The sequence below is a fragment of the Sphingomonas cynarae genome (assembly GCF_039537815.1).
Classification (GTDB): Bacteria; Pseudomonadota; Alphaproteobacteria; order Sphingomonadales; family Sphingomonadaceae; genus Sphingomonas; species Sphingomonas cynarae.
Window position 1 is genome coordinate 468,811 of the sequence record NZ_BAABBF010000003.1, and the last position, 21,207, is coordinate 490,017.

The 21,207-nt window shown below is 66.1% G+C and carries 17 protein-coding genes; 4 read left to right on the forward strand and 13 right to left on the reverse strand.

Going from position 1 to position 21,207, the window contains the following annotated elements; all coding sequences use genetic code 11:
* Position 1: 1 nt before the first annotated feature.
* From ABD719_RS08955 to ABD719_RS08965, 3 genes are all read right to left on the reverse strand, one after another.
* On the reverse strand, positions 2-1,636 hold the full coding sequence (locus ABD719_RS08955) for an ATP-binding protein (RefSeq protein WP_344693001.1): 1,635 nt from the start codon (positions 1,634-1,636) through the stop codon (positions 2-4).
* Between the two features lie 83 nt (positions 1,637-1,719).
* On the reverse strand, positions 1,720-2,454 hold the full coding sequence (locus ABD719_RS08960; RefSeq protein WP_344693096.1) for a TIGR02186 family protein: 735 nt from the start codon (positions 2,452-2,454) through the stop codon (positions 1,720-1,722).
* Positions 2,455-2,489: 35 nt separating this feature from the next.
* Positions 2,490-3,404 (reverse strand): sulfite exporter TauE/SafE family protein, encoded by a 915-nt coding sequence (locus tag ABD719_RS08965; RefSeq protein ID WP_344693002.1) that lies wholly within the window; start codon positions 3,402-3,404, stop codon positions 2,490-2,492.
* Positions 3,405-3,580: 176 nt separating this feature from the next.
* Between ABD719_RS08965 and ABD719_RS08970 the strand changes: the two genes are divergently transcribed.
* Together ABD719_RS08970 and ABD719_RS08975 are read left to right on the forward strand one after the other, a co-directional pair.
* On the forward strand, positions 3,581-4,180 hold the full coding sequence (locus ABD719_RS08970) for a hypothetical protein (protein ID WP_344693003.1): 600 nt from the start codon (positions 3,581-3,583) through the stop codon (positions 4,178-4,180).
* Between the two features lie 167 nt (positions 4,181-4,347).
* The gene (locus tag ABD719_RS08975) at positions 4,348-4,758 is read left to right on the forward strand and encodes a hypothetical protein (protein ID WP_344693004.1); all 411 of its coding nucleotides are present in this window, start codon (positions 4,348-4,350) and stop codon (positions 4,756-4,758) included.
* Between the two features lie 15 nt (positions 4,759-4,773).
* Here ABD719_RS08975 and ABD719_RS08980 read toward each other — a convergent pair whose 3' ends face one another.
* The 9 genes from ABD719_RS08980 to ABD719_RS09020 all read right to left on the reverse strand — a co-directional run bounded on the left by ABD719_RS08980 (position 4,774) and on the right by ABD719_RS09020 (position 16,466).
* Positions 4,774-5,124 (reverse strand): hypothetical protein, encoded by a 351-nt coding sequence (locus ABD719_RS08980; protein ID WP_344693005.1) that lies wholly within the window; start codon positions 5,122-5,124, stop codon positions 4,774-4,776.
* A 609-nt stretch (positions 5,125-5,733) separates the two neighbouring features.
* Positions 5,734-7,107, reverse strand: coding sequence for a glycosyl transferase family protein (locus tag ABD719_RS08985; protein WP_344693097.1), 1,374 nt, complete (start codon positions 7,105-7,107; stop codon positions 5,734-5,736).
* Positions 7,108-7,212: 105 nt separating this feature from the next.
* The gene (locus ABD719_RS08990) at positions 7,213-8,394 is read right to left on the reverse strand and encodes a copper resistance protein B (protein WP_344693007.1); all 1,182 of its coding nucleotides are present in this window, start codon (positions 8,392-8,394) and stop codon (positions 7,213-7,215) included.
* Complete coding sequence (locus tag ABD719_RS08995; RefSeq protein WP_344693009.1) at positions 8,391-10,172, reverse strand: copper resistance system multicopper oxidase; 1,782 nt, start codon at positions 10,170-10,172, stop codon at positions 8,391-8,393. The genes ABD719_RS08990 and ABD719_RS08995 overlap by 4 nt, the downstream gene beginning before the upstream one ends.
* A gap of 62 nt (positions 10,173-10,234) precedes the next feature.
* Positions 10,235-10,828: an RNA polymerase sigma factor gene (locus tag ABD719_RS09000; protein ID WP_344693010.1), complete on the reverse strand. Its 594-nt coding sequence runs from the start codon at positions 10,826-10,828 to the stop codon at positions 10,235-10,237.
* Positions 10,825-11,265 (reverse strand): periplasmic heavy metal sensor, encoded by a 441-nt coding sequence (locus ABD719_RS09005; RefSeq protein ID WP_344693011.1) that lies wholly within the window; start codon positions 11,263-11,265, stop codon positions 10,825-10,827. The genes ABD719_RS09000 and ABD719_RS09005 overlap by 4 nt, the downstream gene beginning before the upstream one ends.
* Positions 11,262-11,534 (reverse strand): hypothetical protein, encoded by a 273-nt coding sequence (locus tag ABD719_RS09010; protein ID WP_344693012.1) that lies wholly within the window; start codon positions 11,532-11,534, stop codon positions 11,262-11,264. The genes ABD719_RS09005 and ABD719_RS09010 overlap by 4 nt, the downstream gene beginning before the upstream one ends.
* Positions 11,535-11,595: 61 nt before the next feature.
* Positions 11,596-13,401 (reverse strand): sensor domain-containing diguanylate cyclase, encoded by a 1,806-nt coding sequence (locus ABD719_RS09015; RefSeq protein WP_344693013.1) that lies wholly within the window; start codon positions 13,399-13,401, stop codon positions 11,596-11,598.
* A 140-nt stretch (positions 13,402-13,541) separates the two neighbouring features.
* A complete protein-coding gene (locus ABD719_RS09020; RefSeq protein WP_344693014.1) occupies positions 13,542-16,466 on the reverse strand; it encodes a TonB-dependent receptor in 2,925 nt (974 codons plus the stop codon).
* Positions 16,467-16,746: 280 nt separating this feature from the next.
* Here ABD719_RS09020 and ABD719_RS09025 point away from each other — a divergent pair, with 280 nt between their 5' ends.
* Complete coding sequence (locus ABD719_RS09025) at positions 16,747-17,535, forward strand: TSUP family transporter (RefSeq protein ID WP_344693015.1); 789 nt, start codon at positions 16,747-16,749, stop codon at positions 17,533-17,535.
* A gap of 168 nt (positions 17,536-17,703) precedes the next feature.
* On the opposite strand, the gene ABD719_RS09030 is transcribed toward ABD719_RS09025, so the two are convergent.
* A complete protein-coding gene (locus ABD719_RS09030; RefSeq protein ID WP_344693016.1) occupies positions 17,704-19,743 on the reverse strand; it encodes an L-dopachrome tautomerase-related protein in 2,040 nt (679 codons plus the stop codon).
* Between the two features lie 165 nt (positions 19,744-19,908).
* Between ABD719_RS09030 and ABD719_RS09035 the strand changes: the two genes are divergently transcribed.
* Entirely contained in the window at positions 19,909-21,207 is a 1,299-nt protein-coding gene (locus ABD719_RS09035; RefSeq protein ID WP_344693017.1) for a cation:proton antiporter, read from the forward strand.

Here is a 21,207-nt window from a genome sequence, read left to right on the forward strand (position 1 = left end):
GTTATTTCCCTTGCGAACGCCAGCGCCTGATCGTCCGCGTGATGATGGCGTCCTCGCCGCCGACATCGCGCCAAAGGGCCGAAAAGACCGGATCGTCGGAGGCGGGTCGCTTGCCCTCCTCCAGCGCATCGAACGCGACGCGGATCGGGACTGCCACGCCCTCGCCACACACAATCGCCTCGCGATTGCGTAACGCCGGGATCGTATCGAGAAACCCGCGCGCACCTTCAGGCATCGCCGCGCGTACGAAGGCCTGATCGCGATCGTTGTTGAGCCGCATCGCGATGATCGTGCCGCATTGCGATAGTACGCCCTCCGCCAGATCGGAGGGCCGCTGCGTGACAAGGCCCAGCGAGACGCCATATTTGCGCCCTTCCTTGGCGATCCGCCCCAGGATGCGGCCGACGGCGCTGTCCGTCTCGCGCCCCGCCGGAATGTACCGGTGCGCCTCCTCACAGACCAGCAGGATCGGCCGTTGCGCCTCACCCCGTGCCCAGATTGCATAATCGAACGTCATTCGGCTGAGCACCGCCACCACCACGGCGGTGATGTCCGATGGTACGCCCGATACGTCGACAATCGAGATCGGCTTGCCCTCCCCCGGCATCCGGAACACCCGCCGCAGGAATTCCGCCATCGTATCGGCGACCAGCATCCCGGAGAACATGAAACCGTAGCGCGGATCGGCCCTGATCTCGTCGATCTTCGTCCGCAGCCGCAGATAGGGCCCGGTATCGCCCGCCCGGTCCATCTTGCCCATTTCCAGCCCGATCAGGTTGGTCAGGTCCGACAGCAGGTACGGCACGGGTGCATCCACCGTCAGCCGTGTGATCTCCTGCCCCAGCCGGCTCTTGGCCTTGGCGGCGAGCAGGCATTTGGCGAGGATGTCTGCATCGATCTGCCGCGCCGAGCCGGAAGTCGTCAGGAACACCTCGCAATGCTCCTCGAAATTCATCAGCCAGTAAGGCATCTGCAGGTTCGACACGTCGAACACCGCGCCGGTGCCCGCAAAGGCGGCACCATATTCGCCGTGCGGATCGATCATGACGATATGCCCCTGCGGCGCGAGGGCGCAGATGCGGTGCAGGATCAGGGCAGTCGCGGTCGACTTGCCGGTACCGGTCGATCCCACCAGCGCGAAATGCTTACCCAGCATCGCATCGACATACAGGGCGGCGCGCACATCGGCGGTGGGATGGACGGTGCCGATGCCGATCGTGGCGCGATCGTCGGCAGCATAGATTTGCGCCAGGTCCGCGGTCGTGACTGGATAGGCCACGCATCCCGGCATCGGATAACGGGTCACGCCCCGACGAAAGCGTTGGAGCAGGCCGGTTGCCGGTTCCCCGTCGCCCTCGCCCAAGAAATCGATCTCCGCCATGATGGCGTCATCGCCGGATGCCAGCGACCGGATATTGGCGATCAGCCATTGGCCGCCGACCCGCAGCTTGATCTGGCTACCTACCTGCCCGGCCGCCGCCGCGACGGGATCGGAGGACAGCGCCGCCGCCGCTACCGCCGCCCGTTCCAGCATTACCCGGCTGCCTGCGCCCGCCACCGCAGTGATGTGGCCGATCGGTGCGGCATCGGTCGGTATCGCGCGGAGAAACTCGTCGACCCGGGGCAGTTCTGACATGGGATGATCTCATCGATACGCCGTTGGCCACCGCCATAGCCGACAAGGCGTAAACAACGGATGATGGTAGGTAGTTCTGCGTCTTATACACGGCGCGCGACCCAGCCGGCGAACCAGCCCAGCGATACCGACAGCAACACCGCCGTCAGTCCGTACAGTATCGACGATCGCTCCGCCGCCCGCGCCACGAACCGTTCGAACCCAGACTTGCGGATATCGATGTCGCGCACCGCCGCCGCCAGCACGCGGCCGTCGCGGATCAGAAACGTCTCCGCCGTGAAGCGGCCCACCGGCACGCGTGCGGGGATCGTGACGCGGGCACGGTAGAGGACGCCATCGGTGATCTCCACCGCGCGTGGCGTCTCGATATACAGGCCGCTGCGGGCCTTCAGCTCCACCAACCCGCGACCGAACCTTGCCTGCTCCTCTGCCGGCGCGGTCGACACCGGCGACAGTTGCAGGCTGTCGAGCCCCAGTTCGTAGATCGCGCGCGTCCGTTCATCGACCAGTTCGCCGATTGGGCGAGACGAGGCGATGGCATAGAAGGACGGCGCCGACCGGTATCGTGTGCGCGCGGCGTTGACCCAGATGCCGGCGACCTTTTCCTTCTCCCGCACCAGGATCGACTGGGTCGGCCCCTTCACCACGACGACGATGTCTGCGGGTCGCTCCCCCGCGGGCACCCGCCCGCCGGGATAGAGGATCGCGCCGAACAGCAACAGATCGGCACCCGTGAAGCTGTAGACGATCTCGATCGACCGTTGTGACACGTCCGGCACCAGCACCGGCTTGGCCTGCGCCAGCAGCAGCGGGGCCATCAGGACGAGGGACAGCGCGGGTGCGGTGGCCGCCCTCACGATATCGTCACCGTGAAGATTTCCTCGGGCCGCCATACCAGCCCCAGCAGGATGCGGACTCCCACCGCCAGCACCATCAATGCGAGCGCAAGGCGAAGATATTCAGGCTTCACCTTGGTCGCCAGCCGTGCCCCCACCTGCGCACCGACCACCGATCCGATCAGCAACAGCCCCGCCAGCACGATATCGACCGCACGGGTGGTGGTGGCATGGACCATTGTGGCGACGGCGGTGACGAACAGGGTCTGGAACAGACTGGTTCCCACCACCACGCCGGTTGCCATCCCGATCAGATAGATCATCGCCGGCACGAGGATGAAGCCGCCACCGATGCCCAGCAGGATCGTCAGCATCCCGGTCACGAACCCCAGCAGCAATGGGGCCAGCGGCGAGATGTACAAACCCGATCCATAGAAACGGGTCCGGAACGGCAAAGCCGCGACCAGCGGATGGTGCCGTCGCTTGGCGGCGCGTGGCGGCTGGCCGCGCCGCGCCAGTCCGATCGCGACCAGCGACTCCTTTGCCATCAGGCCGCCAATCGATCCCAGCATCAGGACATAGATGATCGCGATGACGGTATCGATCTGCCCCAGTTGCTGAAGCCACCGGAATATCCATGCCCCCGCAAAGGTGCCGAGCACCCCGCCCGCGACGAGCACCCCGCCCATCTTGAAATCGACCCCGCCACGCCGGACATGCGCGAAGACGCCGGATACGCTGGCGCCGGTCACCTGACTGGCGGAGGAAGCGGCGGCAACCGTGGGCGGGATGCCGTAGACGATCAGCAGCGGCGTCGTGAGGAAGCCCCCCCCGACCCCGAACATTCCCGACAGCAATCCGACCCCGCCGCCCAGCAGCACGATCACCAGCGCATTGACCGACAGGTTGGCGACGGGAAGATACAGATCCACAACAGCGGCTTCTAGGTCGGATCGGCGGGCAAGAGAAGGTGCGGCTTGCTCCTACCGCGAGCCCGTAACATAAAGGTGATAGCGAAAGCGCCGTCTTCCTCGGTGATGTCGCCATGAAGCACCATGTCGTTCGCAGGGGCGAAAGCCTGTCCGCCACGGGATGCGCCGGCAGGACCGTGCCCGTTCCCACCGTAAGACCCGCTGCCTCCGCCTCCGCCCCGTCCGCTCCATCAGGCGGCCCCGGCGATGCCGTCGCCGGCGAAGTGACCGAGGCGCAGCTGCGGGCGATCATGCCGGAGGCGGGCGGGCAGATCGGGCGGTTCATCTGGCCGCTGAACACCGCGATGCGCGTGCATGGCATCAACACCAACGAACGCCGTGCCGCCTTCCTGGCGCAGATCAGCGTGGAAAGCGGCCAACTGCGCAACGTCGAAGAAAATCTGAACTATTCACCGCCGCGCCTGCGCGTCGTGTGGCCACGACGGTTCCCCACCGCCGAGGCGGCGGCACCTTATGCCCGCAATCCGGAGGCGCTGGGCGATCATGTCTATGCCGACCGGCTGGGCAATGGCGACGAACGCAGCGGCAACGGCTATCGCTATCGCTATCGCTATCGCGGTCGTGGCCTGCTGCAGACGACGGGCCGCTACAATTACCGCGTCGCCCGGTTCGAGAACGATCCCAATGCGCTGGCCCGACCGGTGACCGCCGACAGCGCCGACCTGTTCTGGACGACCACCGATCTCAACTGGCGGACGGCAACCGTCCTCGATTGAGAGGAGTTCAACACGGTGTCCCGTACGGTCAATGGCGGCAACCACGGAAGCGGGGAACGATGGCAGGCATATCGACGGGCGTTGCGGGCATTGCAGCCGGCATCGGAGGACTGATAGCCTTGGCCGCGGCCGGTACGGCGATGCCATCCGCCCAGCGGCCCCGCGCCGTGACGCAACCCGTTGCCTTGTGCCAGCCGGGCGAAACACCGCTGTTCGCGTGCGCGATCGGACCGAAGCAGGTCGCGGTGTGCGGGCGGAACGCCACTGCGGTCTATCGCTTCGGCCGGCCCGGTCGGGTCGAACTGACCTCCGCGGCGCTGACGATGGCGATGCGCGGGTTCGCAGGCGGCGGCGAGACGCAGATCACCGCCGTCAACAAGGATTACCGTTACACCGTCTTCGATCGGACCAGCCGGACCGGGTTCGGCGAGGGGGGCCGCCACGATACCGCGATGAGCAGCGGATTGCTGATCCAGCGCGCCGGCCGGACCGTCGCCGCCAAGGCGTGCAGCCGCGACGCGACGGTTTCCGCGAAGGCGCAGGCCATCATCAAGCCGGGACCCTATGTGCCGCATTGAAGCACCGGTCGCGGCCTAGAAATCGCTGCCGATCGACAGCGCCGGTCCCGATCCCGGTGCGGCACGGCCGGCGATGCGGTATCGCCAGTCGAGCGTCAGGCGCATGGTGCGATCCGATACGGGGATCGCCACCGCCAATGTCGGCCCGATATCTAGCCGGGCGGCTCCGCGCTGCGCCCCGCCCCAGGTGCCGGCACCCAGATCAATCCGCATGCGCCCGATGGTCGCGGCAGGACGGGTGACGCGGAGCGCCCCATCCGCGAAGGGTTCGATACGGTCGCGGCGGATCGCACCGGCCTGCGCATAGGCTTCGAGACGGAAATGCCCACCGATTGCAACGGGATCGATCCCGCCCACCAGCAGCACGGCCGGGCCGCCCCGCCCGCCGTCCAGCGCGATGCGATGTTCGGCGATCAGGTGGACGGGGCCCCCCCCCCGGTTGCCAGTCGATGCCGAGCGCCAGTTCGGCCCCCGGCCCGGCCGCTGGTGTCGTTACCCGCGCCGCCAGCGCCACCCGCCGCTCTTCGCCCAGTGCATAGGTGAGGCGTACGCCTCCTTGCGAACCGCCAATCTGCCCGCCGGGCTGAACCCCGGTGCCGCCGCTGCGCGCAATGCCCCAGACGCTGCCAGCCCATCGTGACGGCGCGGCCGCCAGCGGCGGCGGTGCGAGCGGCGGCGACTGGACGGGATCGATCGGACGCGACGGTGGCGGTGCCGTCGATGGAATGATCACGGGCAGCGGCGTGGTTGGCGTCACAGACGGCGGCGCGGGTCGGGCTGGCATGGCCCGTTGGGCCGTGGCCACCTTGGTCGTGCGAGCGGGCACCTGCGCGAAAAACGCCTGCGCCTGCGCACGCGGCACCACCGCGTCGATCAACGTCGGCACCGAGTCGATCGTCGGCCACAACAGCGCGATGCGCAGCGTCGTCCATCCTCCCAGCGTAACCGCCAGGAACCGTAGCGGCCGGCCACCCTTCACGGTACAGCGGCGTCCGCGTCCGGGAAATGGTGCGCGGTCTTGTCCCAGGTTAGCGCAGTTCCGCGCAGCATTCCCGCATAGCGCCACATCGCCCGCGCGGCGGCGAGCAACAGCACGACGTTGCCGACCACGATCCGCGGTACCGACCACAGTGCCTGTCGCCAACCCGCGGCCTGCCCCGTGAAAGCCGCACGCATCCCCATCCGCCATGCCAGCAGCGCGGCATTAACTGGCAGCAGCATCCGCACCGGATCGGCCAGTGCCGTAGCGGTCGCCTCCCCCGTCCAGCCGTGCAACGTCGCCGACGCCAGCCACGCAAAGATCGCACCATAGGCGCTCAATAGCACCAGCACCGCAATCGGGGCACGCCGATCCCGTGCGCGCATCCAGTGGTCGATCACCGCCAGCGGTCGCGCCCAGCCGGTGCGGTCCCAGCCAGCGAGCGCGATGCCGGTGATCCACCGTGCCTTTTGTCGCACTGCTGCTGTCAACGTTGCGGGGAAATAGGCACGCACCGCGACGGGCTGGTCGTGATCGTCCATCACCCGTGCAAAGACGCCACGCCCGCCCAGTTCGGCAATGCGCAGACCGAGTTCGTAATCCTCGACCAGACTGGCCGGATCGAACGGGTCGCCGCCCCGCATCGCCGCCAGCCGTGCAACGATCCATGGCGCCACCGCGCAACCGGTGCCCGCCAGCGGCATCCCCGCCCCGACAAAGGTACGGACCGGCAGCTGCTTTTGATGGGCCTCCGCGAACTCATCAAGATAATGGCCGGATATGAACGGCGATCCTGGCTTCACCAGCGGCATCACCGGTAGCTGCACCACCGCATGATCGCCGATCAGCGCGTCGAAGACGGTCAGTTCGTCGGGGTGGACCATATCCTCGGCATCGTGCAGCGCGATCGCACGGGTCGACGCCACCGCGCTGGTTGCCACCAGATCATGCCACAATGTGTTCAGGCATGCCGCCTTGGTCGTCGGCCCCGGCGTATCGCCGATCACCGCCCGCACTCTACTATCGCGCGATGCGACCGCCATCACCGCCGCGATCGTACCCGGATCGTTGGGATAGAGCCCGACATGGATGCGATAATCGGGATGACGATAACGGTCGAGCGCACGGACAAGCATCGGGCCGATCACCGCCTGCTCGTCCCACGCCGGCACGAACACCACGATCCGCCCCGCACGTTCCGGTCGCAGCATGGTGACCGTCCACCCCGGTTCGCGGCGATGCCAAAGCTTGCGCACGACAAACAACAGGTCGACCAGCAGATCGTCCAGACCACCGATCAGCAGCCCGATCGCGGCGAACAGCATCGCCTCGCGCAGCACCGCATCGATCGCCGTCTGTACCGCCCCCATCACCGCAACCCCCGATTCGGCAATACACCCGAAATGGATGTTTACCGAACCGGAAGCAATCAGCCGGGGTTCAGGACGTCGTCCCGAAGTGAAGCAGGTGGGATGTCAGAACCAGGTGCGGACACCCAGAACCCCGGCGATCCCCCCCGTCGTCGAAGCGCCGCCGGCACGGGTATAACGGGCGGTGGCACCATAGCGGCGTTCCCACGAGAAACCGACATAGGGGGCAAATTCGCGTCTGATCTCGTAACGCAGGCGCAGGCCGATTTCAGCGCTCGACAACCCGGCGCCGATCCCGCTGGCAGGCACGTCCTGTGCGGCAAGGTTCATTTCGACGCGGGGCTGCAGGATCGCGCGCTGGGTCAGGCGTTGGTCGTACCAGGCCTCCACGCGCGCCAGCACGTCGCCCCGGTTCGAGACGAACACTGCCCCCTCGACGTCGAACCAATAGGGCGCGAGCCCTTCGATGCCGATCGTCGCATAGGTGCGCCGCGCGCCGGCACCGATATCCTGCCGGACCCCCGCCTGCAGGTTCCAATAGGGGTCGATCGCGCGAGCATATAGCGCCTGCACCTCCGCCGCCTCGACCCGGCGGCCGAACCCGCCTTCACCCTCGGTCTTCACCACCAGCCGATCGATATCGCCGCCGAACCAGCCTTCGCCATCCCAGCGATAGCCGTCGCGACCGTTTCGCACTTGCACCTCGGCAAGGTTGAAGATGATCTGGCCGAACCGCATGCCACCATGCTCCTGCCGCATCGCGCGGTTCGCCGCGTCCATCGCTGCGGGGGCGTGGAAGCGCGAAGCTGCCAGATCGACAGGCGGCGCGGGCGGGGGAGCATCACCGGCGAGTTGATCGGTGCCAGCTGGCATACCGTTCTTCGCGGCAGGTGCGGCGGGGATACAGTGGCCCATCGCGGCATGCTCCGGCGGACACGGATCGACTGACGCGGGTATCGCGATACCCGACATGGCGGCATGATCGGGCACCACCCCGGCCGACGGTGCAGGCGTCGGCGACGCGAGGGTGCAGTGCCCCATAGCCGCATGTTCGGGCGAACATGCCTCCGCCGCGGGCGTCGCCATCATCATACCGGACTTAGTGGGGACCACGGGTTTCGTCCGGCGCGGCGTGGTCGGAGCCTTCTTCACGGCCCGTCGGACAGGCTTCTTCGGCTGGGGCGCACGGATGGGCATCGTCATTCCCGGCATCGCCATGCCGTGCATGTCGTGCATCTGCGCGGCGGCGGGCGTCGCCAGCGCGATCGAGAGAATTAACGCTTTCATGCTTCCGCCCCCTCTTCGCTATCGGGGCGAACGGTGACGACCTGCATCATCCCGGCATGCATGTGATAGAGCAGATGACAATGGAACGCCCAGTCGCCGACCGCATCGGCGGTCAAATCGAAGGTCGCAGTGCCGCCAGGGGCGACGTTGATCGTATGCTTGCGGGGGGAGTGATCGCCATGCCCCGTCACCAGTTCGAAGAAATGGCCGTGGAGATGGATCGGGTGCGCCATCATCGTGTCGTTGACCAGCGTCACGCGTACCCGCTCGCCCTGCCGGAACGGAATCGGCGCGGTCACCTCGTTCAGCTTCACGCCGTCGAACGCCCACATATAGCGTTCCATGTTGCCGGTCAGGTGGATGCGTAGCTGGCGGTACGGCGCGCGCAAATCCGGGTTGCGATCGAGCGCCACCAGATCGCGATAGACCAGCACCCGGTGCCCGGCATCGGCAAGCCCCTGCGGCGCCTCTCCCGTCCGATCGACCGGCATGGGCGCGACCGTTTGCACCGTCGGTGTTCTGGGCAGGCCGGGGGCATTGGCGAAGTCGCGCATCGAATGATTCATGCCCGCAGCCATCGGCGGACCGCCGGGGGTACAATGTCCCATTGCGGCGTGTTCGGGCGGACAGTCGGTAGCGGCGGCCGTACCGTGATCCATACCCACCATACCGCCCATGCCCATGTCCTTCATGGTCGCGAGCGGGCGGCGGCGCAGCGCAGGCACCGACGCCACCATCCCGATTCGTGGCGCCAGCGTCGCCCTCGTCAGTCCCGATCGGTCCCATGCCTCCGCCACCAGCGTATAGGCATCGGGGCCGGTGGGTTCGACCAGCACGTCATAGGTTTCGGCGACCGCGATCTGGAATTCGTCGACCGCGACGGGCCTCACATTCTGGCCGTCGGCCTGCACGATCGTGAGTTTCAGCCCCGGAATACGGACATTGAAGATCGTCATCGCCGAAGCATTCACGATCCGCAGTCGTACCCGCTCACCCGGCGTGAACAATGCGGTCCAGTTGTCGGTGGGGCCGTGCCCGTTGACCAGATAGGTGTAGGTCGCGCCGGTCACGTCGGACACGTCGGTCGGGTCCATCCGCATCCCGCCCCACATCCGGCGTTCTCCCGCCGACTGGCCCCTGCCTGCCAGTAACCCGCCCAGCGTCTGCTTCTGGTAGTTGAAGTAGCCGCCCTGCAATTTGAGCTTGCGGAAGATGGCATGGGGATGAAGCGGGCTGTGGTCCGACAGCACGATCACATGCTCCCGGTCCGACTCCACCGGATCGGGGCCAGCGGGATCGATCACGATAGGGCCGTAATGCCCCATCTGCTCCTGCAGGCCCGAATGACTGTGATACCAGTATGTCCCCGCCTGGATCACCGGAAATTCGTAGGTAAAGGTCGTACGCGCGGGGATACCCGGAAAGCTGATTCCCGGCACACCGTCCATCTGGAACGGCACCAGCAAGCCATGCCAGTGGATCGATGTTTCCTCATCGAGGGTGTTGGTCACCGCCAGCCGGACATTCTGGCCCTGTTTCAGCCGGATCAGCGGGCCGGGCACGGTGCCGTTGATCCCGATCGCGTGCTGCTGTCGACCATCGATCGTCATCATCCGATGCCCGACCGTCAGCGCGATATCGGTGCCCGATACGGTCGGGAGCGGTACCGCCAGCCCGACGGATACCGGCTGTGCCCAGGCCGGCAGCCACGGCAGCGCCAGCGCGCCACCACCCAGCGTAGCGTCGCGCAGGAAACGGCGTCGGGTCGGTCTGGTCATGCAGGTCCTTGGGCCAAGCGGGGCGATGTCAGTTAGTCATACGCGACGGGAGTGGCGCCCCCTCATGCCCGTCCTTCATCGGTTGCCAGCACAGCGCGGGCACGACGGATGCGCAGTTCGACCGCCTTGGTCGTGATACCCAGCGCGTCGGCCGCCTCGGCATGGCTCAGATCGTCGACCCCGCACAATAGCAGCGGCTCACGCAACGCGGCGGGCAGCCGTGCGATACCGGCGAGCGTCCTGGCCAGATCGTCGCGGTTGATCGCCCGCGATTCCGCATCGGCGGCGGGATCGACGACGCGCTCGGCCGCCTCGATCGGCAGCACCCGTGTCAGGAAGCGACGCACCTGCCGCCGCCGGTGCCAGTCCCGACATTTGTTGATCGCGATCCGCGCCAGCCAGGCGCGCAGCGAACGAGCCGGATCGTACCGGGCCAGCGCGGCATGGGCTGACACGAAACTTTCCTGCACCAGATCGAGCGCCTCGTCGGGTTCGCCGGTCTGCGCGACGATCAGCCGGTACAGCCATCGCTTGTGCCGCCGCATCAGGGTGGCGAACGCAGGCTGCCGCGCGGTAGGAGCCCCCCTCAGGTGCAGCGCGACCAGTGCGGCGTCATCCAGCGCATCGGAGTCAAGCGCGTCCGGATCAACGTTCACGGCGCCGGGGTCAGCGCCCACACCACGACCCGGTCGAACGCCGCCGTCTGGTCGGGACGCATCAGCCGACGCATGGCGAAGACATGCGCCAGCGTCGCTTTCTGCAACGCGCCCATCGTGCGATGCGATCGATCGACCGCCGCGGCGACGGCGGGGCCATTGTCATGCTCCCGCTCGATCGCAGCGGCGAGGCGGGCATTGTCGGCGCGCAACTGCGCCTCCAGCGTCGCCCGCTGCACCGCAAAGCGCGCCTCCAGCCCGTTGATCGCGGCTTCCTGCTTGGCGTCGAACATGATGTCCTGGTGAAGCAGCATGTGGAGTTCGGTGCCGTGATGCGGCGATCGCGACAACATCCGGCCACCCACCATCACCCCCGCGACCGCCGCCAGGAACGCAAGTACGACCGTCAGCGCGTTGCGGCGAAATGCCGGTGTCATTGCCCGAGCAGCAGCGTCGACGGTGCCAGCGCATCGTCGATGCCGATCGGCCCCGCCGCTCGCGCCATACCCCCACCCAGACCGGTGCCACCAATCAACCCCAGCGCCAGCGCCGCCCCCACCGACCACAGGCCGATCGTCCGGCTGGAAGCCCGGTGGCGGGCATCGTCGTCGATCGCAGCGAAGACATTCGCTTCGAGGCGATCGAGCGCAGGCGGCACCGCCATTATTGCCAGCCGGGCCAGTCCGTCTTCGACGGGATCATCCATGGTGACACAACCTCCTGATCGTCATACGCATCAGCGGCCGCGATCCCTCCGCCATCCGCAGTCAGGCGGCCACGCGCAGCGTGTTACGACCGCCATGCTTGGCCGCATAAAGCGCATCGTCGGCCGCCTGCATCAGTCCGCGGGCATTGGCCCCGGGGTGGAACGTCGCGACCCCCAGACTGGCGGTGATGGTGCGGACGCCCGGTGCCACCGGATCGGCGGTGGCGATCGCATGACGTACCCGTTCGGCCGTGACCATCGCCCCCTCCGGCGTCACTCCATCGATGACGAGCATGAATTCCTCGCCACCGATCCGGCCGACGAGGTCGGTTTCGCGCAGCGCCAGGCGGCACAATTCTGCCACGCGTACCAGCACGGCATCGCCCATCGCATGGCCATAATCGTCGTTGATCGACTTGAAATGATCGATGTCGAGCATCGCGATCGCAACCGGTTGACCGCCCGTAGATGCGCGGATGATACGCTCATTCAGCACCGCCAGCGCCTTGCGGCGGTTGGCGATGCCGGTCAGCTGATCGGTTTCCGACAGGGTGACCGCGCGGCGCGCCTCATGCTCGGCAGCGTCGCGGGCGGCGTGGAGCGCCCGCACCGATTCGACCCGCGCGGTCACGTCCTGCATCATACCGAACACCGCCACCGTCTGGTCATGACGATCGCGTTCCGCCTCACCGCGAACATGGACGTCGCGGACCGTGCCGTCCCGGCGCATGATGCGGGCGTCGAGGTCGAACGGCTCACCCGTCGTCATCAACTGGTTGACCGCGTTCGACATGCACGGTTGATCGTCCGGATGGAACAGGCGCAGCGTGTCCTGATACGACGGTGCTTCGCCGTCTTCATCCAGCCCATGCATCCGGAACACCTCCGCCGACCAGAGCATCGATCCGTCGCCCGCTGCGAACCGCCAGTGGCCAACATGCGCCGCGCGCTCGGCCATTTCCAGCAATCGCTTGTCGCGACCGATGCGGGCCATCATCCGCTCCCGCGTGGCCAGCAGCGCCGCCAGCGGCAACGCGGAACCGAGCAGGGTCAGCAGATAGAACTGGAAGAACAGCACCGCGCGCTCGACCCCGTCGACGAACGTAACCGGCCCCAGGCCATAACCGGTGGCGACCGATCCGATGATCGCGATCAGCAGCACGCTGACGGTCGCGCCATGCGGCCCCAGCCGATAGGTCGCGGCCAGCACCCCCAGCATCGGCAGCGTCAGCAGCGGATAGGTCGATTGCGCGAACACCCCGATGCTGAGCACCGCGACGCCAGTCAGGATAAGGCCGCCCTCGATCATCATCCGCATCGGCGGCGTCGCCGGGCGATGCATGACGATGTTCGCGCCCGTCAGCACCACGGGTGTCACGATCATCATGCCCAGCGCCACCGTCGTCAGCCACGACAGGAATATCGTGCCCGACGGGGCCGGCGACACCATACTGGCCAAGGTGGCGCTCACCGTGCTGGCGATTATCGTCGCCAGGCAAAACCGCCCGACACTCGACGGATCGGCGAAGGACAGGTCGATCGGGCGTTGCCGCCGCAACAGATACGTCGCCAGCACCGATTCGCTGACATTGACGATCGAGAAGCCGAGCGCGCGAGGCCAGGCGGCGCCGGCATCCATATTGGCGGTGAAGCTGGCGACGCCCGCCGCGACCATGAAGGCCGGCCAGCGTTTCGGCGGAGACAGCAGCAGCGCCGACAACAGGATACCACTGGCGGGCCAGATCGTCGCGATACCATCGACCCCGCGAGTGAGATGGAGCGACAGCGAGGCGAAACAGAAATAGGCCAGTCCCAAAAGAACCGGCCACAGCACGATATGGTCAATGCGGGTCGAGCGGGCGGCCATCACCGCCTGCTTACGATAACCAAGATTAACGTACCACCGCCAAGCATCTGATTGGGGTCAACGCATACAAGTTTGTGGTGAAACGATTTTCAGATTGGTCGAACCGGGCGGACGACAACGTGGCCGCCCGCCCTGCCCGATCAGAACTTCACCCGCACGCCGCCATAGACGCGCCGGCCATAGGTCTCGATGATGTTGCGACGATAGATGCTCGCTGCGTTCTCGGTGCGCTGCGCATTGAACACGTTCACGCCTTCGAGAAACACCGACACGTTGTCGGTCAACGTGGCGCTGGCCGATGCGTCCCACTGGCCGAACGGCTCGCCCACCGCCGGGTTGTTACCCCGGTCGAGCGCCGCGATCACGAAGCGTGACCGCCAGTTGTACGACAGCCGGGCCGAGATCGTCCCGTCGTCATAATAGCCCGACAGGTTGTAGCTGTGCTTCGACAGGCCGGGGAAGGTCAGCAAATCGCCAGTGAAATAATCTCGCTGGTTATATCCCTTGTCATCCGAATAGGTGTAGTTCGCAGTCACGCCAAAGCTGTCGAACGGCTTGGGCAGGAAGTCGAAGGCGAACTGGCCGCCCAGTTCGGCACCGTTGATCTGTACCTTCGACGTGCCGTTGACCGGCAGGCCGATGGTGTAATTGACGCCGTCGATCACCTCCTGCTGCGTGGTGCGGTCAACGAACGAGCTGATGTCCTTGCGGAACAGCGTGGCAGAGACGAAGTTGACGCGGCTGATGTACCATTCCACGCCAAAATCATATTGCTTGGCGCGATAGGGCTGGAGCCCAGGGTTACCGCGCGATCCGGTCAGCCCGAGGATGTCGAGCGTGAAACGCGGCGCCAGATCGGCGGGCGACGGCCGGGCGATCACTTCCGTCGCGGTGGCGCGCAACTGGAGCTTGTTGGGGATCAGCTCCATCTTCAGGTTCAGGCTGGGCAGGAACTCGGTATATTCGCCCTTCGACGTGAAGGGCGTGACCAAACCCGCCGGCCGCGCCGGCGTGGGGGCGATCACCACCGATCCGCGCGTGTCCGTCTTCGTATTGATGACGCGCGCGCCGATCACGCCGGTCAGCCGCTTGCCGAACGGTTCGACCTCGAACGCTGCGGATACATAGGCCGCCAGATTCTTGTCAGTGACGCCCCATGTATCGGCTGGCACCGGATTGACAAAGGGATCGGGAATGCCCGCCGCATTGGCGACATCCATGCCCAGGTTCAGCCAGCGCTTGATGCCGTTAAAGCCCAGATCGCCGGTGTTGAAGAAGTCGTGATCGCCCAGCGTCGCGTTGGGACCAATGATGCTCTGAATCTGGTTCAGGATTGCGGCATTGGTGCCGGTCGACTGCACCACCGTCTGCGCCGATCCGGTGACAAAGCTGTTCTGGGTGATGTTGCCAAAGCCGGGCGTACCGGCGACATAGCCATTATAGGTCCTGTTCGCATCGAACAGACGGCTCGTCACCTTCAGGTCACGCTTCTGCACGCCGATCTTCAGCGAGGTCAACCACGTCTCCGGCTTGTATTCGCCGTCCAGCTTGAAATCGATCTCACGCTGGTTGTTGTAACGTGGGCGGCGCAGCACGGTGAACTGGGTGATGCCCTGCGTCGTCGTCGGATCGATCGGCAGGATGATGTTGGGCGCCTGCTGATCGCCGGTGTAATCGATCGTGATCTCCCGCAACCCCTGCGCGGTCGCGGTCGCGTTGATCTCGTTATTGTACGCCTTTGCCTTGGCATAGCTGGCGCGGCCGGTGACCTTGAACTGGTCGGTCACGTCCCAGTCGGCGCCGACTTGTCCGTTGAACTGTTGCCGGTCGATCACGCCCAGGATGTTGCGATAGGCGGCGTTGAGCCCGGCGGCCCCGCCAGTCGGGCCGACGAAGGTCACCTTGTCGACCGTCTGGTCCTGACCCAGCGTCGTGCGAGTCAGATCGACACCGCCGTTTTCGGTCAAGAAACCGGCGGTTTGCCCCGTACTGAGTTGCAGGAACTGCGAGTCGATCTTTTGCTTGCCGCGGGTATAGGTTCCCTCGACGAAGGCGCGCACATCGTCGCTCGGCCGCCATTCGACGATGCCGTTGAACGCGTAACGCTCGGTCAGTTCGCGGTTGATGACGTAGCGTGGCACGTCCGGGAAGAAGTCACCAAAGCCGTTATTGTCGATATCGACGCAGCGCGCCTGATTGCGGCCGGTGAGGCAATTCGGGTTGGCCGCGCTGTTCGGTGTAGTGGGAAAACGCTCGATCTGGCGCCAACCGGTGGTGCGCGCCTGATCGTACCACAGGCTGCGCTTTTCATAAGTGGCAGAGCCGAGGATGCCGATCGTGTCGTTGGCGAACAGCTTGCTGCCGATGAGCGCGAACTTCGGGTCGACGCGGTCGGCGAGGTCGCCATATACCGCCTGTGCGGAACCGGACAGGAACCCGTCCTTGGCATCGAACGGCCGGCGCGTGATGATCCGCACCGTGCCGCCCAAACCGCCTTCGGTCATGTCGGCAGTCGCGGACTTCACCACTTCGAGGCGCGAGACGAACTCAGCAGGAATATCGCGAAATTCGACCTGCCGAGTGGCAACGCCAGCACCGGTCGACAACGCGGTCTGCCCATTGATCTCGACCCGATTCAAATCCGGGGAAGCACCGCGGATCGACACACCGGAGCCCTCGCCGCCCGCGCGCGTGATCTGCACACCGGTGACGCGCTGAAGCGCTTCGCCGACGTTCTTGTCAGGGAACTTGCCGATATCCTCTGCCGAGATCGCATCGAGCACCTGCGCCGAATCGCGCTTGGCGCTGAGCGCATTGGCCAGGCTGGCGCGGATGCCCGTCACGACGATGTCGGGGCCGCTGGCGTCGTCCGCGACCGGTGCCGGCTGGGTCGGCTGCTCGGTGGTGGACTGGACAGGCGCCGGTATCGGGGCCGGCGCGCCCTGCGGCGTGGTGGTGATTGGCGCGGTCTGGGCCACGGCACCGGATGCGGCGGCCAGCAGCAGGGCGGCGCCGAGCGCCACGCGCGAGGTGCCGTTAAGTACGGCGGTAGTCGAACGTGTCATCGATCCCCTCCATCACATGGGAGTGTAAGCACCCGCATAGGGGCATTTTACCGACGGTTTCCCATTATATGGCACTGGGTCTCGTTTCTTGGATTTGCCCTACGCCCGTTGAGATGGTGGCGTCAAGCGAACGTGATCTCCCCTCCTATCGCGCCCGTCGCTTGATTGTGGTTTTCCGCTGGATTGGTGCCAATGCCGGATGAGCCGTCACTTGCCGTTACGCCCATGGCCATCGCGACGACGAATGGCCTATGGCCCGCGAACGGCATGGGGGTGTTGCATGGAACCGGAAATTGGCCTGACGATCCTGCTGATGGCAGTGGCCTTCGTCGCCGGCATGATTGATGCGGTAGCGGGCGGCGGCGGCCTCATCACGATTCCGGCGCTGCTGGCGGCGGGGATCCCGCCGATCCAGGCATTGGCGACCAACAAGCTGCAAAGCTCGTTCGGCACCGCCGGGGCGGTCATCGCCTATACCCGCCGGGGTCATATCGATCTGCGGCGGTCCATGCTTCCTGCACTAGGGGCCTTCATGGGGGCGGGGCTGGGAGCATATCTGCTGACGCTGATCGATCCGGGCTTCCTCGCCGGCTTCCTGCCCGTACTGCTGATCGCGATGATGTTCTATTTCCTTCTCGCACCCCGGATGGGCGACGAGGATCGTCATGCCCGCCTCGGACCGGCGATGCTGGTCGCGGTGGCGTTCGGTATCGGCTGCTATGACGGGTTCTTCGGGCCCGGGACGGGATCGTTCTTCACGACCGCACTGGTCGCGCTGTTCGGGCTGGGCATGATCCGCGCCGTGGCGGGGGCCAAGCTGCTCAATCTGGCGAGCAACCTTGCAGGTCTGGCCGTGCTGATGGTCGGCGGCCATGTGCTGTGGGTGACGGGGCTGGCGATGGCGGTTGCCAGCGTCGCGGGCGGACAGGTAGGTGCCTATGCGACGATGCGGTTCGGCTCGGGCGTGGCGCGACCGCTGTTGATCGTCATGTCGCTGGCGCTGACCGCCAAGCTGCTCGCGGACCCCGCCAATCCATTGACCCGCACCGTGCTGGGCTGGTTCGCCTGACGTCGCCGTAAGACCGGACCATCCTCGACCGCGACGAAGTCTACGGGGTTGATATCGTTCCAACGCTGACTGACGTTGGACAGCACCGGGTCCGCGCCTAACCGCACGTTGCCGCTGGCCGCCCGCCGGGATGCGTCGGCAACTCCCCGGGGGCGGGGGCCAGGCTTTTCATATGGTCGGCGCGAACGAGAAGAGTTGCGTCCTGATCGAGGCCGGCGCTCCCGGCTTGAACCAGTTGGTATCCTGGATATGGCTGGCGGTCACATACAGGCGACCATCGGGGCCTTCGGAAAAGGTATCCGGCCAACGCAGTCGCGGATCGCTCAACACCCGCTCGACCCGGTCGCCAACCAGTCGCGAAATCGCATTGTCGGTCGGCGAGGTCAGGTAGAGTATTCCTGCCCTGCTCATCCACAATCCATCGGCGACATGCGTCTGCGCGACGGTCGTCACCCCGGCGGCACGTTGGCGTTCGTCGACGTCTGGACGGAGCAGCTGCGTATCGATGCTGTACAGCGTCTTGCCGGTCAGCGCCTGATAGTAAAGCGTGCCGCCATCGTTGGAGATCGCGATGCCGTCGGCGGCGAACGCCGGCTGACGGCCATCGGGCCGGACCAGCGGCCTGCCATCGGTCATCACCGTCACGGTCGGGTCGATTTGGGTGGAGGGATGCCCATCGAGGGCACGGAACGCCGTGCCGCTTTCGAGGTCGATCACGATGATCGCGCCGCGCGTGCCGCTGTCGGTGATGTACCCCGTCCGGCCATCGGGCGAGAAGCGGATATCGTTGAGGTAGGTGCCCTGCAAGGCCACATCGCCCGCCACCTTGATGACCTTCGTCACGCGATCGGTCGCGAGGTCGATCTTCACCAGCTTGGGCGCACCTTCGAGGATTTTCTCGTTGCCCGGTGCGCCAGGGTCGAGCACCCAGAGATTGCCCTGCCGATCCGGCACGATCGACTGGACGCAGACGAAATAGTCGCCGACCGGCAGTTCGTTGGCACGCGCGTTGCGCCAGCTGTTCCACTTGGCATCTGGATAGGGTTTGAGCGAGCCGTCCTCCAGAACCTCCGCAACCGAGATTGGCGCATCGTCGGTCCAGCGCGGGAAGTTGACGAAGCGGCGGCCATCGGCCGTCATCGCGACGCCGGTGACCTGATGATCGAACTCTGCGACCAGCGTCAGCGGGCCGGCCATGCGTTGCGCCTGCGCCTGCGCCTGCGCGACACCGATCGCGGCGGCGGCGATCACGCCCAGCGCCGCGGCCCCGGCCAGGTAGGACTTGCTCTTGTGCATGTAGAGGCTTCGGTCGGTGGTGTCGGCGAGGTCGACGGGATTGCCGGTAAAGAATGCCAGCAGATGCCGCGACACGGCCTGCGGATTTTCCCGCTGCGGGAAATGGCCGACGCCGGCGAGGGTGACGACGGCGAACGGTCCGTCGAACCTAGCCGGCACACCCTTGCCGGCGGATGGCGGATTGACGCCATCGACCGCGCCCTGAACATACAAGGCCGGCAGCGACAACGTCTGCGTCTCCCTGACCTTGTCGTCCAGCCAGCGGCTGCGGGGATCGGGCGACGCCTCGTCCCACCGGGCGCGGTAGCTGTGCAGCGTGACATCGGCCCAGTCGGGATTGTCGAACGAGCGGGCGACCCGGTCGAACGTCTCCTCGTCGAACCAGCCGGACGGCGACCAGTTGAGCCAGTGGACATGGGCAAAACCCTTACGGTCGTCCCGCACCGCCTGCGCGCCACGCCCGGTCGCCATGAACCAGTGATACCATTGCCGCTGTGCCTGTTCGAACGGCGGGGTCGGTATCCCGCCCAGCCGGGGCGGGGTCGACAGCATCGCCAGCCGCTCGACACGGTCCGGCCAGCCGACCGCCAGTGCCTCCGCGGCATTGGCGCCCCAATCATGGCCGGCGACCATGAACCGACCGATCCCCAGCGCATCCATCAGCGCGATCGCATCGAGCGCCAGCACTGCGCTGTCACCGGTACGCGCGGCATCCCCGATGAAGGTCGTTGCCCCGAATCCACGCAGGCTCGGCACGATCACCCGCAGGCCGGCAGCGGTCAGGGCCGGCACGACCGCGTCCCAAGTCGACGCATCATCGGGCCAGCCGTGCAGTAGCAGGACCGGCGTTCCCGCCGGATCGCCATGATCGGCATAATCGATGTGCAGATGCTCGGTGATGATGGTCGGCATGGGTAACGATGCTCCTGTCGTTCCCGGCAGAACCCGATCCGTGCTGCCTGCGTTCCCGGAAAATATGCCTGATCTGCGTCGGTTACATCGGATCGCGGCAGGTGTTCGCACCATCCGCTGCAAGAGCCGATGTAGCCATGCCCCCGGATCATCCGTTGAGCGGCCATGACGTCCGACCTTTACCCCGACACCTATATCCTCGTCATGACCGGCGCGGGGCTGCTGATCGCGCTGGTGGCGTGGTTGCCGCTCGCGTTGAAACGGCTACCGTTGTCGCTGCCGATCGTGTGCATTGCGATCGGCGCCGTGCTGTTCCTGCTGCCGCAGGTGACGCTGCGGCCGCTGCCGATCCGGTATCCGGAGGTGACCGAACGGTTCGCCGAATTCGTCGTCATCATCGCCTTGATGGGCGCGGGCCTGAAGATCGACCGGGTGTTCGGATGGCGGCAATGGTCGATCACCTGGCGATTGCTGGCGATCACCATGCCGCTGGGAATCGCGGCGATCACCCTGCTCGGCATGACCGCGCTCGGCCTGCCGCTGGCGGTCGCGCTGCTACTGGCGGCCAGCCTCGCCCCCACCGATCCGGTGCTGGCCGCCGACGTGCAGGTCGGGCCGCCCAAGACCGGCGACGAGGACGAGGTGCGGTTCGGCCTGACGTCGGAAGCGGGGCTGAACGACGGCGCGGCCTTTCCCTTCGTCCACCTCGCGATCATGCTGGCCGCCGCGCTACCGATCGGCAAACCGTGGTTGGCGGAATGGCTGACCTACCGGGTGTTGTGGGAGATTGTGGGCGGGGTCGCCGGTGGCTGGCTGGTGGGACGCGTCTTCGGCTGGCTGACCTTTCACATTCCCGCCGAGACGAAGCTGGCGCGGACGGGGGACGGGCTGATCGCACTGTCAGCCACGTTCGTATCCTATGGCCTGACCGAGATCGTCCATGTCTATGGCTTCCTCGCGGTGTTCGTGACCGCGCTGACATTCCGCAGCACGCACCGCGACCACAAATTCCAGCGTGAAATGCACGCGATCACCGAACAGATCGAACGGCTGGCGATGATGGTGCTGTTGATCCTGTTCGGGGGAGCGCTCGTCAGCGGGCTGCTCGCCTCCGTCACCTGGGTCGATGGCGCGGTGGCTTTGGCGATCCTGCTGGTGGTGCGGCCGTTGACGGGGCGGATCGGGCTGATCGGCCACCCCGCCGATCGCGGCGAGAAACGGACCCTCGCCTTCTTCGGCATCCGCGGCGTCGGATCGATCTATTATCTGGCCTATGGCATCAACCACATGGCGGTGCCCGATGCGACGCATCTATGGGGCATCGTCGGGCTGATCATACTGTTGTCCGTCCTGTTCCATGGTTTGACCGTGACGCCGATCATGCGCTCGCTCGACCAGCGGCGCGGCGTCGACCCCGAAGCAGAAGGTGTGCCCCCGCCGGGCCTGCAGGGGCCGGCGGCCTAA